Origin of the sequence: Polaribacter sp. WD7 (genome assembly GCF_003335085.1) — a bacterium.
GTDB lineage: Bacteria > Bacteroidota > Bacteroidia > Flavobacteriales > Flavobacteriaceae > Polaribacter.
On the sequence record NZ_QPEJ01000018.1, the window covers coordinates 335607 to 351469 of the forward strand.

The 15863-nt window shown below is 30.1% G+C and carries 14 protein-coding genes; 10 read left to right on the forward strand and 4 right to left on the reverse strand.

The window, feature by feature from the left end:
* Nucleotides 1-14: 14 nt before the first annotated feature.
* The 4 genes from DUT90_RS10755 (at nucleotide 15) to DUT90_RS10770 (ending at nucleotide 4558) form a co-directional block, all read left to right on the forward strand.
* Nucleotides 15-1370, forward strand: a complete 1356-nt coding sequence (locus DUT90_RS10755; protein WP_114427190.1) for an exopolysaccharide biosynthesis polyprenyl glycosylphosphotransferase — start codon at nucleotides 15-17, stop codon at nucleotides 1368-1370.
* A 3-nt stretch (nucleotides 1371-1373) separates the two neighbouring features.
* Nucleotides 1374-2111, forward strand: coding sequence for a glycosyltransferase (locus DUT90_RS10760; RefSeq protein ID WP_114427191.1), 738 nt, complete (start codon nucleotides 1374-1376; stop codon nucleotides 2109-2111).
* Between the two features lie 131 nt (nucleotides 2112-2242).
* Nucleotides 2243-3517: a phosphoribosylamine--glycine ligase gene (gene purD, locus DUT90_RS10765; RefSeq protein WP_114427192.1), complete on the forward strand. Its 1275-nt coding sequence runs from the start codon at nucleotides 2243-2245 to the stop codon at nucleotides 3515-3517.
* Nucleotides 3518-4558, forward strand: coding sequence for a glycosyltransferase family protein (locus DUT90_RS10770; RefSeq protein WP_114427193.1), 1041 nt, complete (start codon nucleotides 3518-3520; stop codon nucleotides 4556-4558).
* Here DUT90_RS10770 and DUT90_RS10775 read toward each other — a convergent pair.
* Both DUT90_RS10775 and DUT90_RS10780 read right to left on the reverse strand, forming a co-directional pair.
* Nucleotides 4532-5572 (reverse strand): cell wall metabolism sensor histidine kinase WalK, encoded by a 1041-nt coding sequence (locus tag DUT90_RS10775; protein ID WP_114427194.1) that lies wholly within the window; start codon nucleotides 5570-5572, stop codon nucleotides 4532-4534. The genes DUT90_RS10770 and DUT90_RS10775 overlap by 27 nt on opposite strands.
* Before the next feature lie 11 nt (nucleotides 5573-5583).
* Nucleotides 5584-6282 (reverse strand): response regulator transcription factor, encoded by a 699-nt coding sequence (locus tag DUT90_RS10780; protein ID WP_114427195.1) that lies wholly within the window; start codon nucleotides 6280-6282, stop codon nucleotides 5584-5586.
* Between the two features lie 205 nt (nucleotides 6283-6487).
* Here DUT90_RS10780 and DUT90_RS10785 point away from each other — a divergent pair, with 205 nt between their 5' ends.
* Entirely contained in the window at nucleotides 6488-8497 is a 2010-nt protein-coding gene (locus tag DUT90_RS10785) for a lamin tail domain-containing protein (RefSeq protein WP_147266212.1), read from the forward strand.
* Nucleotides 8498-8575: 78 nt separating this feature from the next.
* Here DUT90_RS10785 and rseP read toward each other — a convergent pair whose 3' ends face one another.
* A complete protein-coding gene (rseP, locus tag DUT90_RS10790) occupies nucleotides 8576-9922 on the reverse strand; it encodes an RIP metalloprotease RseP (protein ID WP_114427197.1) in 1347 nt (448 codons plus the stop codon).
* Nucleotides 9923-10093: 171 nt separating this feature from the next.
* On the opposite strand from rseP, the gene DUT90_RS10795 reads away from it, so the two are divergent.
* From DUT90_RS10795 to DUT90_RS10815, 4 genes are all read left to right on the forward strand, one after another.
* Entirely contained in the window at nucleotides 10094-10774 is a 681-nt protein-coding gene (locus tag DUT90_RS10795; protein WP_114427198.1) for an SCO family protein, read from the forward strand.
* 52 nt (nucleotides 10775-10826) lie between these two features.
* Nucleotides 10827-11057 carry a FeoA family protein gene (locus DUT90_RS10800; protein ID WP_114427199.1) on the forward strand — a complete coding sequence of 77 codons (231 nt, stop codon included), beginning with the start codon at nucleotides 10827-10829 and terminating at the stop codon, nucleotides 11055-11057.
* Nucleotides 11057-13168 carry a ferrous iron transport protein B gene (feoB, locus tag DUT90_RS10805; RefSeq protein WP_114427200.1) on the forward strand — a complete coding sequence of 704 codons (2112 nt, stop codon included), beginning with the start codon at nucleotides 11057-11059 and terminating at the stop codon, nucleotides 13166-13168. Before DUT90_RS10800 ends, feoB begins: the two co-directional genes overlap by 1 nt.
* A 226-nt stretch (nucleotides 13169-13394) precedes the next feature.
* Nucleotides 13395-13955 (forward strand): DUF2911 domain-containing protein, encoded by a 561-nt coding sequence (locus DUT90_RS10815; RefSeq protein WP_114427202.1) that lies wholly within the window; start codon nucleotides 13395-13397, stop codon nucleotides 13953-13955.
* Between the two features lie 24 nt (nucleotides 13956-13979).
* Here DUT90_RS10815 and DUT90_RS10820 read toward each other — a convergent pair whose 3' ends face one another.
* Nucleotides 13980-14348 carry an SPOR domain-containing protein gene (locus DUT90_RS10820; RefSeq protein ID WP_114427203.1) on the reverse strand — a complete coding sequence of 123 codons (369 nt, stop codon included), beginning with the start codon at nucleotides 14346-14348 and terminating at the stop codon, nucleotides 13980-13982.
* Between the two features lie 194 nt (nucleotides 14349-14542).
* Between DUT90_RS10820 and DUT90_RS10825 the strand changes: the two genes are divergently transcribed.
* Nucleotides 14543-15853: a c-type cytochrome gene (locus DUT90_RS10825; RefSeq protein ID WP_114427663.1), complete on the forward strand. Its 1311-nt coding sequence runs from the start codon at nucleotides 14543-14545 to the stop codon at nucleotides 15851-15853.
* Nucleotides 15854-15863 lie beyond the last annotated feature (10 nt).

Sequence of the window (15863 nt, forward strand, 5' to 3'; positions counted from 1 at the left end):
TTTAATTAATTAACTTGAAAAAAAGATATTCTCATCTTATAAGACCCATACAAATTCTAATAGATGTACTATTAATAAATTTAATTGTATATCTTATAAGAGATAATGAGTACCTAAATATTTCTTTTTTATCTTATATTACTATTTTTTGGCTAATTACCACCTATAATTATGGTTTTTATAAAGTATATAGATACACCAGATTTCTTGGTCTATTTGTTTTGTTAGCCAAACAATTTATACTATTTTTTTTAGGATATTTTGCTTACTTTGGATTTTTCAGAGAAGGATATATTGTTGATAATCAATTTAAAATACTAACATTAATAATTATTAGTATTTCTTTCTTTAAATTCTTTATTTTCTATTTATTAAAAAAATATAGATCATTTGGAAACAATTATAGAACTACAGTAGTTGTAGGTATAGATGAATCATCAAGAAAAATAATTAAGTTATTTAAAAGTAAATCTAACTTAGGGTACAAATACTTGGGGTTTTTTAATGACAAGCCCATTAACAGTAAAAATTATTTAGGTAAAATAGCAGATGTATTTGCCTACGCTTCAAAAAACACTGTTGATGAAATTTATTGTACATTAAATAAGCTCTCAAAAAATGAGATTAAAAAAATAAATAAATTTGCTACAGAAAAAGATATCTCTCTAAAACTGATTCCGAATATCACAGAATTATATAGTAAAAGTAGAAGTCCAGAGTTTTATGATGATGATTTAATGATATTAAACGTAAACAAACTCCCATTTGAGTTTGCTGAAAACTTCTATAAAAAAAGAATTTTTGATATTGTTTTTTCAACCATTGTTATTGTGTTTTTTCTCTCGTGGTTAATACCAATCATATGGATTTTTGTAAAGTTAGAATCTAAAGGACCTTTAATCTTTAAACAAAAAAGAGAAGGTATCAACGGAGAAGAGTTTGTCTGTTATAAGTTTAGATCTATGAAAATAAATGATTTGTCAGATAAAATACATGCTACAAAAGGAGATTCAAGAGTTACAAAGGTAGGGGCATTTCTAAGAAAAACAAGTATGGATGAGTTGCCACAGTTTTTTAATGTCTTTGCTGGAGATATGAGCGTTGTAGGGCCTAGGCCTCATTTAGAAAGTTTGTCTTTAGAATACCAAAAAGATGTAGATGACTATTTAAAAAGACATATTGTAAAACCCGGAATTACAGGTTTGGCACAAATTAGTGGTTATAGAGGTGAAATTAAAAAAAGAGCAGATATTAAAAACAGAGTTCGTTTAGATATTTTTTATATAGAAAATTGGTCTTTTTTCTTAGATATTAAAATTATTATTAAAACAGTACTTAATGTTTTTGAAGGTGAAGAAAAAGCATACTAATTTATGATTTCTGCATCAATTGTTTTATATGACAATAAGATTGATATACTCAAAAAAACAGTAGATAGTTTTTTACAAACACCTGTAGAAAAAAAATTATATCTAATAGATAATTCTACATCAAAAAGCTTACAAGAACATTTTAAAAATAATCAGATTGAGTATGTTTTTGTAGGAAAAAATATAGGATTTGGTAAAGCACACAATTTAATTTTAGATACAATAAACTCAGATTACCATCTAATTCTGAATCCAGATGTAGAGTTCTCTGTAGATGTACTTCCCTCTCTAATACATCAACTAAAAAATAAAGATAACACTGTATTTATTACACCTAAAGTTAAGTATCCTAACCAAGCACCTCAGTTTATATGTAGAAAGCATCCTACTTTTTTTGATTTAATTAATAGAAAGATAAAATTCTCAGAAAAGAAGTTTCAAGCACATCAATATGCACATAAAGATTTAAGTAAACCTTTTTACCCAGAATTTATTCATGGCTGTTTCATGCTATTTAAGACTAAAGAACTTAAAACTTTACAAGGATTTGACAAGCGTTATTTTTTATATATGGAAGACGCAGACCTTTGTAGAAAGATAGATGCATCTGGTAAAAAGAAGTTGTATTTTCCAGAGGTAGAAATTATACATCAACACCAAAAGGGATCTTCAAAAAAACCAATATTATTTTATCATCATTTTATTTCTGCCATCAAATACTTTTTAAAATGGGGTTTTTAAATAGCGTATTAAGCAGATTTTTTATGTAAAATTCCATATTATACTATACAGAAGTTGTAAATAAAACAGTAAAATTAAAAGTCTCTTTTTTTTGTTAATTGTATATTTGCAACACAACAATTAAACTTATAATGAACGTACTTATTTTAGGATCTGGAGGTAGAGAACATGCATTTGCTATAAAATTAACGCAAAGTAAAAAAGTTAATCAACTTTTTGTTGCTCCTGGAAATGCAGGAACAGCTAAAATTGCAATCAATATTAATATCAATGCAACAGATTTTGAAGCCGTTAAAAAAGTTGTTATAACTAACAACATTAAAATGGTAGTTGTAGGTCCAGAAGCACCTTTGGTAGCGGGTGTACACGATTTCTTTTTAGCAGATGAAGATTTGAAGAATATACCTGTAATTGGCCCAAAAAAAGACGGTGCGTTATTAGAAGGTAGTAAAGATTTCTCTAAGCAATTTATGCAAAAGCATGGAGTGCCTACAGCAAAATATCAGTCTTTTACTAAAGATAATTTAGCAGATGGTTTTACATTTTTAGAAACCTTGACAGCTCCATATGTTTTAAAAGCAGATGGTTTGGCTGCAGGTAAGGGAGTACTAATTTTAAACTCTTTAGAAGAAGCAAAAGCAGAGTTAAAAGAAATGGTGTCTAATCAAAAATTTGGAGAAGCATCATCTACAGTGGTGATTGAAGAATTTTTAAAAGGGATAGAATTGTCTGTTTTTGTACTAACAGATGGTAAAAATTATAAAATTTTACCATCAGCAAAAGATTATAAAAGAATCGGAGAAGGAGATACCGGTTTAAATACAGGCGGTATGGGAGCAATTTCTCCTGTTCCTTTTGCAGATGAAGCATTTATAGCTAAAGTAGAAGAATTGGTAGTTAAACCAACTATAAATGGCTTGCAGAAAGACGGAATAGATTATAGAGGCTTTATTTTTATAGGTTTGATGAACGACAAAGGAAATCCATCAGTAGTGGAGTATAACGTTAGAATGGGAGACCCCGAAACAGAAGTTGTTTTACCAAGAATAGAATCTGATTTATTTGATTTGTTTGAAGGTGTTGCCAATCAAAATTTAAACGAAAAATCATTTTCCGTAACCTCTAAAACAGCAACTACAGTTATGTTGGTTTCAGGAGGCTATCCAGAATCTTACGAGAAAGGAAAAGAGATAACAGGTTCCGAAACTGTAGAAGATTCAATCGTTTTTCATGCAGGAACAACAATTAAGGATGATAAAATAATAACTAGTGGTGGTAGAGTTATTGCAGTTACTTCTTTTGGAAATTCTATAGAAGAAGCGCTAGAAAAGAGCTATAAAAGCATAAATAAAATTCATTTTGATAAAATGAATTTTAGAAAAGATATTGGTTTTGATTTAACATAAATGAACGGTAAAATAATTGTAGCACCATTAAATTGGGGGTTAGGTCATGCCTCACGTTGTGTGCCAATTATAAACGCCTTGTTAAAGTGCAATTATACACCAATTATTGCCTCTGATGGAGCTGCATTGCTGTTTCTGCAAAAAGAATTTCCGCAGTTACAAAGTATAGAATTGCCTTCTTACCATATCTCTTATGGTAAACATATTAAATTAAAATTAATACTCCAATTTCCAAAAATTTGGAAAGCAGTTAATCAAGAAAAAGAGCTTATAAGAAGGTTTCTAGCAAAAAATAAAGATGTACTTGGATTAATTTCAGACAATAGATTTGGTGTTTTCAATAATGCAATCCCCTCTATATACATTACTCACCAAATTAATATATTTTCTGGTATAAGTACTTTTTTTACAAGTTATATTCATCAAAAAATTATTAAAAAATTTGATGAATGCTGGATACCAGATACTTCTAATTCTGAATTTTCAGGAAAATTATCAATATCAAAAAACAAAATTAATGCACAATACATAGGTGTTTTAAGCAGATTTAAAAAAGAGTCTTTACAGCAAGAAATTGACATTTTAGTAATCCTTTCTGGTCCAGAACCTAATAGAACTCTTTTAGAAAAAAAGTTGACTTTAGCATTTCAAAACGATACAAGAAATATTGTTTTTGTGTTGGGTTGTGTAGAAGAGCAGCAAACAAAAAAGAAAGAAAATAATATTACTTTTTACAATTATGTATTGTCTAATCAATTAGAAAAATTGCTAAATTCTAGCAAAATAGTAGTATGTAGATCAGGATATTCCTCAGTTATGGACTTAGCTGTTTTAGAAAAGAAAGTATTTTTTATTCCTACCAAAAATCAACCAGAACAAGAATATTTAGCAAGATATTTAGAAAAAAAAGAATATGCACCCTTTTCTAGTATTGATGATTTTACGAAAATAAAAATTGATCAGATTGATAAATACAAAGGCTTAGCAACGGGGCAAACTCAAGTAAATAAAGAATTATTTAGCCTTTTCAAGCGTAAATGAAAATTCAGAACCTTCACCAAAATTACTCTTTAGAGAAAGTGTTTCATTATGGGCTTCTATAATGTGTTTTACAATAGATAATCCTAATCCAGAGCCACCTTGTTCTCTAGACCTACTCTGATCTACTCTATAAAAACGTTCAAATAATCTAGGTAAATGTTGGGGTTGTATTCCTTCTCCATTATCAATTACTTTTACGATAAATTTATCTACATTAAAACTTTCTACAGCAACTACGGTTGTTCCGTTAGGTTTCCCATACTTAATAGAGTTTACAATCAAATTAATAAGCACTTGTTCTATTTTTTCTACGTCAGCTCTAACAAAAACAGGAAACTCATAAATCTTATCAAATTTGAGTAAAATGTTTCTCTTTTTAGCTTTCATTTCAAACAAATCAAAAACGTTTTGAATGAGTTCTAAAATGTTAAAAACATCTTTATTAAGTCGCATTCCATCAGTTTCTAACTTAGCAATCATGTCTAAATCTTTAATTACAGCAACCAATCTTTCTACACCTTTGTTAGCTCTTTCTAAGTATTTAGTTCTTATATGTTTATCATTTACTGCACCTTCAATAAGTGTTAAAATATAACCTTGTACAGTAAATAATGGTGTTTTTAGTTCATGAGCAACATTTCCTAAAAAATCTCTTCTAAAAGAATCTCTTTCTGTTAAATCTTCTATCTCTAAACGTTTTCCTTCAACATAAGTTTCCATCTGTTTAGAAAGTTTTTCGATGTCTGTAGTTACAGAATCACTTTTTAAATCGTTAGTATCTAATATAGAAACATTTTCATAAATTTTCTTAAGTCTTCTGTATATAAAATGCTCTGCTCTATATTGAATGATAAAAAAAGAAATAATGAATAATACAGCTATAGAAATGGCTACCGTTACAAAGCCTAGATGTTCTACAATAAAAAAATATGAAATAGAGGCAATAGCTGCAGCAAGCACGGTTAAATATATTGCAGACCAAAGAGCGTATGAATATGTTTTTTTAAATTTCACGTGCAGTAAATTTATTTATCTGCTCCTTCTAAAACAAATTTATATCCAACACCTTTTACCGTTTTAAAATGGTTATCACCAATTTTTTCTCTAAGTTTTCTAATGTGTACATCTATTGTTCTACCGCCAACTACAACCTCATTACCCCAAACAGTATCTAAAATTACTTCGCGTTTAAATACTTTACCTGGTTTAGAGGTTAATAAAGAGAATAATTCAAATTCTTTTCTGGGTAAAGAAATCTTTTTACCAGATTTATAAACTACATATTCATCTCTATCTATAACAATATCTCCAATTTTAAAAGTTTCATCACTTTCTTGTTCGGTTTTAAGTCTTCTTAACAAAGATTTTACTTTACTAACCAAAACTTTAGGTTTTACAGGTTTTGTAATATAATCATCTGCCCCTGCTTCAAAACCTGCAACCTGAGAGTAATCTTCTCCTCTTGCAGTTAAAAAAGCAATAATTACGTTTTCTAAAGATTTTACTTTCCTAATTTTTTCACAAGCTTCAATACCATCCATTTCAGGCATCATTATGTCTAGTAAAATTAGGTGTGGAGTGATTTTTTTAGCAGACTTTATAGCTTCTTGACCATTCTCAGCAGTAAAAACTTGATATCCTTCGTTTTTTAAATTATAACCAACTATTTCCAAAATATCTGGCTCATCGTCTACCAATAAGACTTTAATATCACTTTTGTTCATAAATAGATTTGAATACTATAGTCATCAAAAATAGTAATAATTCTATTAGAAAAACAACTCCTTAACAATCATTTAATTTGTTACCACTTCGTTAACGTTAACGTAACAAGTACTCGTGTTTAATTTTATAATTATCTGCTAATCAATATTAAACAAATTATAAAATTAAAAATTATGTATATTTACGTAATTAAAAAAAAATGTTATGAAAAAAAATTGCTTTTTAGCGACAGTGCTAACTGTGTCTATGAGTTTCCTTTCACAAGCTCAAAATTTAATAATTACGGGTGTTTTTGATGGTTCACTCTCTAGAGGAAATCCAAAGGGAGTTGAACTTTATGTGATCAATACGATACCGAACCTAAGTATATATGGTTTGGGAAGTGCTAATAACGGAGAGGGTTCTGACGGACAAGAATTTCAATTTCCAGAGGTAGCAGCTCAAGCAGGTTCTTTTATTTATGTTTCTAATGAGGTAGATAATTTTAAAACCTTTTTTGGATTTGAACCTAATTATACAGACGGATCTATGATTATAAATGGAAACGACGCTGTAGAACTTTTTATGAATGAAACCGTTATTGATGTTTTTGGTGATATTAATGTTGATGGAAAAGCAACCACTTGGGAATATCTTGATGGTTGGGCTTACAGAAAAAGTGGTAGAACAGCTTCTACGACCTTTTCTGAAACAGATTTTACATACAGTGGAGTAAATGGTCTAGAAGGCGGAACTAATAATGCTACTGCAAATTTTCCAATGCCAATAGGTACATATTTTACAATAAACTCAACAGAACCTACTTTAACCATAACTTCTCCAACATCAGGAGAAAAAGAAGCTACAACCACAATAAATGTAGACATTTTGGTAGATAATTTCACATTTTCTGCAGATAATGGTTCAGGACTTGGAGATAATTCTGGTGATGGTTTTATCAGATCTTCCTTTACCGTATCTGGAGGAGTAACAGAATCTTCATCTTTTTTTTCTGATGCTTTACCAGACTTAATAGTTTCTGAAGGTAATTCTTACACGTTAACTTTAGAGTTGGTAGATAATAGTGGTTCTTCTTTTGATCCTGCTATTATAGAAACAGTATCTTTTTCGGTTAAATTTCCTTGCGAAATTCAATTTACTAATATAGCTACAGCTTGTGATGTATCAACAGACGATACCGATACTTACAGCACAACAATAAATTTTAAAGGAAGTACAACAAACATTGGATACACCATTACTGCAAAAGATAGTAGTGGTACAGATGTTGGAATTGTTGGAGGTGATGACCCTAATAATGTGGAATCTGGAGTAATTTCTATTACAGATGTGCCTGAAGGTGTAGATTATACTGTTACAATAGTTGGAGGACAAGGAAGTAGTTGTAATTTTATAAGAAATATTGCTAGTCCTAGATGTTTGCCATCATTAAGTTGCCCATCAACTGGATCTATAATTATTACAGAAATTATGCAAAACCCTGATAAGGTAAGTGATAATTTAGGAGAATATTTTGAAGTTTATAATACGACTGATGTTGATATAGATTTAAAAGGCTGGCTTATTAAAGTAGTTTCTTCAGAAAATCCTAATATAACCTCAATTACAAGTTCTGTGGTTGTACCCGCTAAGGATTATGCAGTTTTAGGTAAAAATGCTGATACAACAACAAACGGAGGGGTTACCGTAGATTACCAATACGACTCTAGTTTGTTTCTTACAAACGCAATAGCTACAATTACCATAGAATGTAACGCTTCTGTTTTTGATAGCGTTACGTATGATAACGGAACCACGTTTCCAGATCCTACAGGAAAAAGTATGGAATTGTCTACCAATAAATATTCTGCAGCAGATAATGACGTTGGTGCAAATTGGTCAGAAGCAACTTCTAAAATTGATGAAAATGTAGAAGATAGTGATTTGGGTACACCAGGTACAATTAATAATTTTGTGCTTAGCGTTAGCAATAGCTCAATACTAGGTTTTGCAACTTATCCAAATCCTGTTATAAACCAAAGATTTACATTATCAAGTAGTAGTACAGGCGCTAAAGAAATTTCTATTTTTAATGTTATCGGAAAAAAAGTTTTTACTATTATTTTTTTTGATGCAAAGAAAGTTATAGACGTTTCAACTATTAACCCAGGTGTGTATATTTTAAAAGTTACAGAAAATGGAAAAACAGCAACAAAGAAATTAGTAATTAGATAATTATTAAATTAGATCACTAAAAAAAGCTCTGAGAAATCAGAGCTTTTTTTAGTGTTATGAGTGTTTTATGTTTTATTGTTATTTAAAGAGTCTAAAAATATCATTACCATTGGCAAATAAAAGTAAAGCGACTAACAATACAAACCCTGCCACTTGGGCATATTCTAAAAATTTATCTCCAGGTTTTTTACCTGTAATCATTTCCCAAAGTGTAAAAACAACATGTCCTCCATCTAACGCAGGAATTGGTAATAAATTCATAAATCCTAACATGATAGATAAGAATGCAGTAATATTCCAAAAAGATTGTGCACTCCATTCTGCAGGAAAAATACTACCTATAGAAATAAATCCTCCTAAACCTTTGTAAGCACCAGTACTTGGGTTAAATATTTTCTTTAATTGTTTTACGTAATCGGTTAAAGTTTTCCAAGACTTGTTCCATCCCGCAGGAATAGCTTCTGCAAAAGAATATTCAATTTCTGCCAATTGGTAATAGCCTAATTTTTCTAAATCTTTAAAAGATAACTGTCCTAAACCTACACCCAACTTTCCATTTTCTGTAACTTTAACAACAACTTGTTTGGTTTCTATGCCTCTTTGAACAGTAATAGTAATTTCTTGATTTTTAACTTTATCTAGTTCAGTTTGCGCCTCATCAAAATATTTTATTGAATTACCGTTAATCGCAACAACAATATCTTTAGGTTGTATATCTGCATTTGTGTTTGGAGAATCTTCAGAAATTTCTGCGATAACAAAAGGGTATCTAGGTAATAAAATAGCACCTGCATCTTTGCCTCTATCAACCAATTTAGAAATAAAATTTTCAGGTATTTCTTTGTCTAGAATTTGTCCGTTTCTTTCAATTTGATATGTGTTGCCATTTACAAAACCAATGGTAAGTTCAGAGAATTTTTTAATCTTTTCGCCATCTATGGTTAACACTTTATCTCCTGTTTTTATACCTAAATCTGTTGCTAAAGAATCTTGTACCCAAACACCATCTGTCACATTTTCATTAGGTAAAAATTTCTCTCCATAAGCATACATAAGCATAATATATATAAATATACCAAGCACAAAGTTTACAAAAACACCACCTAACATAATAATTAAACGTTGCCACGCGGGTTTAGATCTAAACTCCCAAGGTTGTGCAGGTTGTTTCATTTGCTCAGTATCCATACTTTCATCAATCATTCCAGATATTTTTACATATCCTCCTAACGGAATCCAGCCAATACCATAAACGGTTTCTCCTACTTTTTTCTTTATCAGAGAAAATTTATAATCAAAAAATAAATAAAATTTTTCTACTCTAGTTTTAAATAATTTTGCAGGGATAAAGTGCCCTAGCTCATGCAATACAATTAATAAAGATAAACTTAAAATAAATTGCGATGCTTTTATTAGTATTTCCATTCAACGTTAAATCATAATTAAAAAACGAACAAATGTACGTTTTTAAAGAGAGTTGTAAAAGAACTATTTAGAACAAGATTTTTATTTTAACAAAGATTTTACAAAGTAATTGTTTTTCTTAATTTCTTAGCTGTTTTAGATATTGTAAATTTGCATTTCAAAATATTGTAAATGGAGTTCAAATTCTTCAAAAAATCAATTCCTACGCTTATTTTTTTAGGTGTATTTTCTGTTATTGGAGTTTCTGTGTTTTATCACTTGGTAAAAAAAGAAAATCGTCTTAAGGTATTTAATCCTGTAGATGTTAATCCAAGATTGGTAGATGAAAGTATGTTTCACATTCAAAAAAATCATAAGATTGCAGATTTTGAACTTATAAACCAAAACGGCAAAGTAATCACAAATTCAAACTACAAAAATAAAATTTATATTGCCGATTTCTTTTTTACAAGATGTCAAACCATTTGTATTGCAATGGCTTATAATATGAGTGAATTGCAAGAGTTTTATAAAGATGATGATGACATTATGTTTCTATCTCACTCAGTAACTCCAGTTATGGATAGCGTACCAGTATTAAAGGAATATGCAAAAAGAAAAGGAGTTATAGATAAAAAATGGAACGTCACCACAGGAAGTAAAAAACATATATACGAGTTAGCGCGCAAAAGTTATTTTGCAGTTTTAGATGAAGGAGATGGGGGTGAACAAGATTTTATACATACAGAACAATTTGTTTTGGTAGATAAAGAAAGACGTATTAGAGGTTATTATGATGGCACAGATATAGAAGATATGGAAAAACTAAAAAACGATATTGTTTTGTTAAAAGAAGAATATGTAACTCAATAAAACTGTTTAGAACGATTCTAAATTCCTATATTTGCTTCCCAAAATAAATGAGTTGAGTACAATTGCATCTTTACATATTGGAGAAGTAGGGTATATTTCTGAAGAAGCCTTAGACTTTATTCCATTAAAATTATTAGAAATGGGTTGTTTGCCAGGAGCCGAAATAGAATTGGTACAAATAGCTCCTTTAAAAGATCCAATTTACATTTGTGTAAACGGAAGCCATTTGGCAATTAGAAAAGAAACTGCAGCTCAAATTAAAATACTTAAAAGCGATATTTAATGTCTAAAAACGATATAAAAGTTGCTTTAATAGGAAACCCTAATACAGGAAAAACCTCTTTATTCAATCAACTTACCGGATTAAATCAAAAAGTTGGGAATTACCCAGGCATCACAGTAGATAAAAAACAAGGAGTTAGTAAACTTTCTGCAACACAAAACGCCTTAGTTACAGATTTACCTGGTACATATAGTATAAACCCTACTTCTCTTGATGAAAGTATCGTTTTAAAAACACTTTTACATAAAGATGTAGAAACCTCTCCTGAAGTTATTTTGGTAGTTGCTGATGTAGAAAACTTAAAAAGAAATTTACTCCTTTTTTCTCAAATCAAAGATTTAGAAATACCTACAGTATTAGCTATTAATATGGTAGATCAAATGGTAAAAAAAGGAATTTCTATTGATTTGTCTATTTTAAAAGAAGAGTTAAATACAGAAGTTGTATTAATTAGTGCCAGAAAAAACGAAGGTATTAAAGAGTTAAAAGAAGCCATAATTCGCTGTCATGTTGCAGCAAAGGCTTCTCCACTATGCAATATAGACAATAAAATAGATCCAAATTATTTTCAGAAATTAAAAGAAATCAGTCCAAACCATTCTATGTATGAATTGTGGTTGATGGTAACACAAAATAATTTTCCAGATTCTATTTCTAAAGAAGAAAAAACAAAACTAATAGAGTTTAAAAAAGATATTTCTACACTTAAAAAATACCAACACAAAGAAACTATTTATCGTTACCAAGAGATTAATAAAATCTTAAAAAAAACCTATATAATAGATAAAACTAAGGCCTCAGATTTACGAAGTAAACTAGACAAGATCTTTACCCACAAAATTTTTGGTTACGTTTTTTTTGTATTTTTATTATTGCTTATTTTTCAATCTATTTTTGATTGGGCCTCTGTACCCATGGATTTTATTGATGCAACATTTGCTGATATTTCAACTTATGCAAAAAAGCAATTACCAGCAGGTCTTTTATCAGATTTAATTACAGAAGGTATCATACCGGGTATTGGAGGTGTTATCATTTTTATTCCTCAAATTGCTATATTATTTCTGTTTATTGCCATTCTAGAAGAAACAGGATATATGAGTCGTGTTGTTTTCTTAATGGACAAAATTATGCGTCGTTTTGGGATGAATGGCAAAAGTGTGATTCCTTTAATTTCCGGAACAGCATGTGCCATACCAGCCATTATGGCAACTAGAACTATTTCTAGTTGGAAAGAACGATTAATTACTATTTTAGTAACACCGTTTACAACCTGTTCTGCACGCTTACCAGTTTATGCAATTTTAATAGCTTTAGTCATACCAAGTAAAAAAATCTTTGGTTTTTTAAATTTACAAGGTTTAGTGTTACTTTCTTTATATGGTCTGGGGTTTGCTACCGCTGTCTTAGCAGCTTACATTTTACATAAAACACTAAAATTAAAAACAAAATCTTTTTTTGTAGTAGAAATGCCAAACTACAAAATACCTTCTGTAAAAAATGTTTTTTTAGAAGTTTTAGAAAAAACAAAGTCTTTTGTTTTTGAGGCAGGTAAAATTATTTTAGCCTTATCTATAGTTTTGTGGTTTTTGGCTTCAAACGGGCCATCATCTTTTGATAATGCAGCGCGAAATACAATAGAAAATGTTGCAAATCAAAATGTATCAAAACAAGAGCTGCAACAAGAAATAGCCTCAGCAAAATTAGAAAATTCTTACATTGGTATTTTAGGTAAAACCATAGAACCAATTATAAAACCTCTAGGTTACGATTGGAAAATTGGTATAGCTTTAATTACTTCTTTTGCTGCAAGAGAAGTGTTTGTGGGTACATTAGCTACTATATACAGCGTAGGTGCAGATGATGAAGATACGACCACCATTAAACAAAAAATGGCATCAGAAATCAATCCAAGTACAGGTCAAAAAAGATTCAATTTTGCGGTAGGGATGTCATTAATGGTTTTTTATGCTTTTGCAATGCAATGTATGGCAACTTTAGCCATTGTAAAACGAGAAACAAAGACTTGGAAATGGCCATTAATTCAGTTATTTGGTATGGGTTTACTAGCGTACATTTCATCATTTATTACATATCAAATTTTAAGTTAATGCAAGAAGTTATCATTTATATTATAGTAGCACTAGCTGTCTTTTTTTTGGTAAAAAAATATATTTTTCCTTCAAAAAAAGACAAAAATTGTAATACAGACTGCGGTTGCCATTAAAACTTTGAATTCATTATAAATATGTTCTTTAACACAAAATTAGTAAGTTGTACTCGTAAGGTTTTATAGTTTTACAGACATAATATAAGAACTAAAACAAAACTAGTAATATGAAAAAATCAATCATAACGTTTGCTATATTTGCCATTGCATTAGCAACATCAACAGAAACAAGGGCTCAAAAATTCCCAAGATTAGATGCTAGTCCAATGGATGCTGCTGTTTATCCAAAAAATTGGAGAAATGCAGACAAATTAGTCAAAATTATTTATGGAAGACCTCAATTAAAAGGAAGACAATTAGCTGATTTAGCTAAAGTGTCAAAAAAAGGAGTTTGGAGAACAGGAGCTAATGAAGCACCAGAAATTACTTTTTATAAAGATGTACTTTTTGGAGGAAAAGAGGTAAAAGCAGGTACATATACATTATTTACAATCCCAGGTGAGACCAATTGGACGTTTGTGTTAAGTGCTGTTAGAAATGTTTGGGGTCATTATTCTTATGATGTTAAAGACGATGTTTTAAGGGTAGAGGGTGATGTGTTAACATCAGAAGATCCAATTGAAGCCTTTTCAATAACTTTTGAAGAAAGAGAAGAAAAAGTTATGATGTATTTAGGGTGGGGTAAAACAATTGCTTCGATATCTATAAAAGATAAAACATCAAAATAGGCATATTTATACTTTTAGGAAATATTATTTCCCCATAGGTATAACAATAATACCAGAAAATTTTTCTCTAAAAATAAGTAAGTCTTTATCTGCTTCTAGTTTGGTTTTGTAATTACCAACTTGCACTTTCCATTCAGGAGACTTATATACTAATTTAGTAATATATCCAGGAAATTCTGCTCTAAAACGAGCACGTATTTTTCTGGATTTTTGCTCATTACCATTATAGAGTTGTATTCTAAAACCATAGCCATACCTTTCATTATAGTCTCTTTTTTTAGCTATGATATTTTTAATTTCTGCAGATTCATTAGTTTGATTTTGAGCACAAAAATCTATAGAGATAGCTATTAAAAAGAAGATTAGAACGGGCAATTTTATATTGTTTTTCATCTCTGAATTTGTTTCTACAAAAATAACGACTAAGAATTGAATATATTAAAGCCTCTCTTTATTTAGAATTATTATAAATTATTATTTAAGATTCTTTTCCTTTTCCGAAATTTAGCAATATGTAGTACTTTTGTCGAACGAAAAAAATGACTTTATATCATTTTATAATTGATATTTTTAAACAAAGTTTAAATATGAAAAGTGTAGCATTGCACAATAGACTAACCACAATTCTTCTTAAGAACTTTACAATTCTTTTATTTTTTGGTTTTAGTATATCTTCTTTTTCTCAAGATGTAGACGAAGCTAAGCAAAGAGAGGGTAGAAAACTGTTTAAATCTTTATGTGCTTCTTGTCATAAATTAGATAAGAAATTAGTAGGGCCAGCTTTAGGTGGTGTTGAGGAACGAAGAGAAAACGCTTGGTTGCTTGCATGGATTCGTAATAATGCAGAGCTTAGAGCTTCTGGGGATCAAGATGCAATAGCAATTTATGAAGAGTATAATGGCTCTAATATGTCTGCTTTCCCTCAATTAACAGATAAAAATATCAACGATATTTTATATTACACCACAGTAGGAGAGATAAAAAAAGAGGTTGTAGCAGATTCTAGTACAGTAGCTGTCGGGGGTTCAACCTCTGGAGGTGCTCCTGAGTGGTTGATCTACATACTTGCTGCCGCAATTATAGTTGCTTTCCTAATGATAGCAAGCTTGTTAAAGCAGGTAAATGAATTGAAGGGTAATACAAAACCAGATGTTAAGTCTAATCTAAAAAGAGACTTGCAAGAATTATGGGTGGGTATAAAAAATAACACGTTCTTAAAAGTAACGTTTACTATTTTCTTATTGTTGGTAGGTGCTTATGTTGTCTTCGGAACCTTATTTAAGGTTGGTGTAGATGAAGGTTATCAGCCAATTCAACCAATATTATTTTCTCACAAAATTCATGCAGGTGCTAATAAGGTAGATTGTCAATATTGTCATTCTTCTGCAAAGCATAGTAAGCATTCTGGTATACCTCCTGTAAATGTTTGTATGAATTGTCATAAAAATATTTCTGAAGTTGCAGAGAATACAGTTGTGGAGTTGGAAGACGGAACAGTGTATGGTAAAGAATACTTAGACAATGAAATTGCTAAAGTTTACAAGGCAGCTGGTTGGGATGCTGAAAATCTTGAGTATACTGGAGATACAAAGCCAATTAAATGGGTTCGTATACATAACTTACCGGATTTTGTGTATTTTAATCACTCTCAGCATGTTGTAGCTGGTAATGTGGCTTGTCAAAAATGTCATGGACCTGTTACGGAGATGGAAGAGATGTATCAATACTCTGAGTTGACTATGGGTTGGTGTATCAATTGTCACAGAGAAACTAGAGTAGATTTAAAAGGAAACGAGTATTATGCTAAAATTCATGAGCAACTTGCTAAAAAGTATGGTGTAGAAAAAGTTACAGCAGCTCAGTTAGGTGGATTGGAGTGTGGTAAATGTCACTATTAACAAAGAAGAA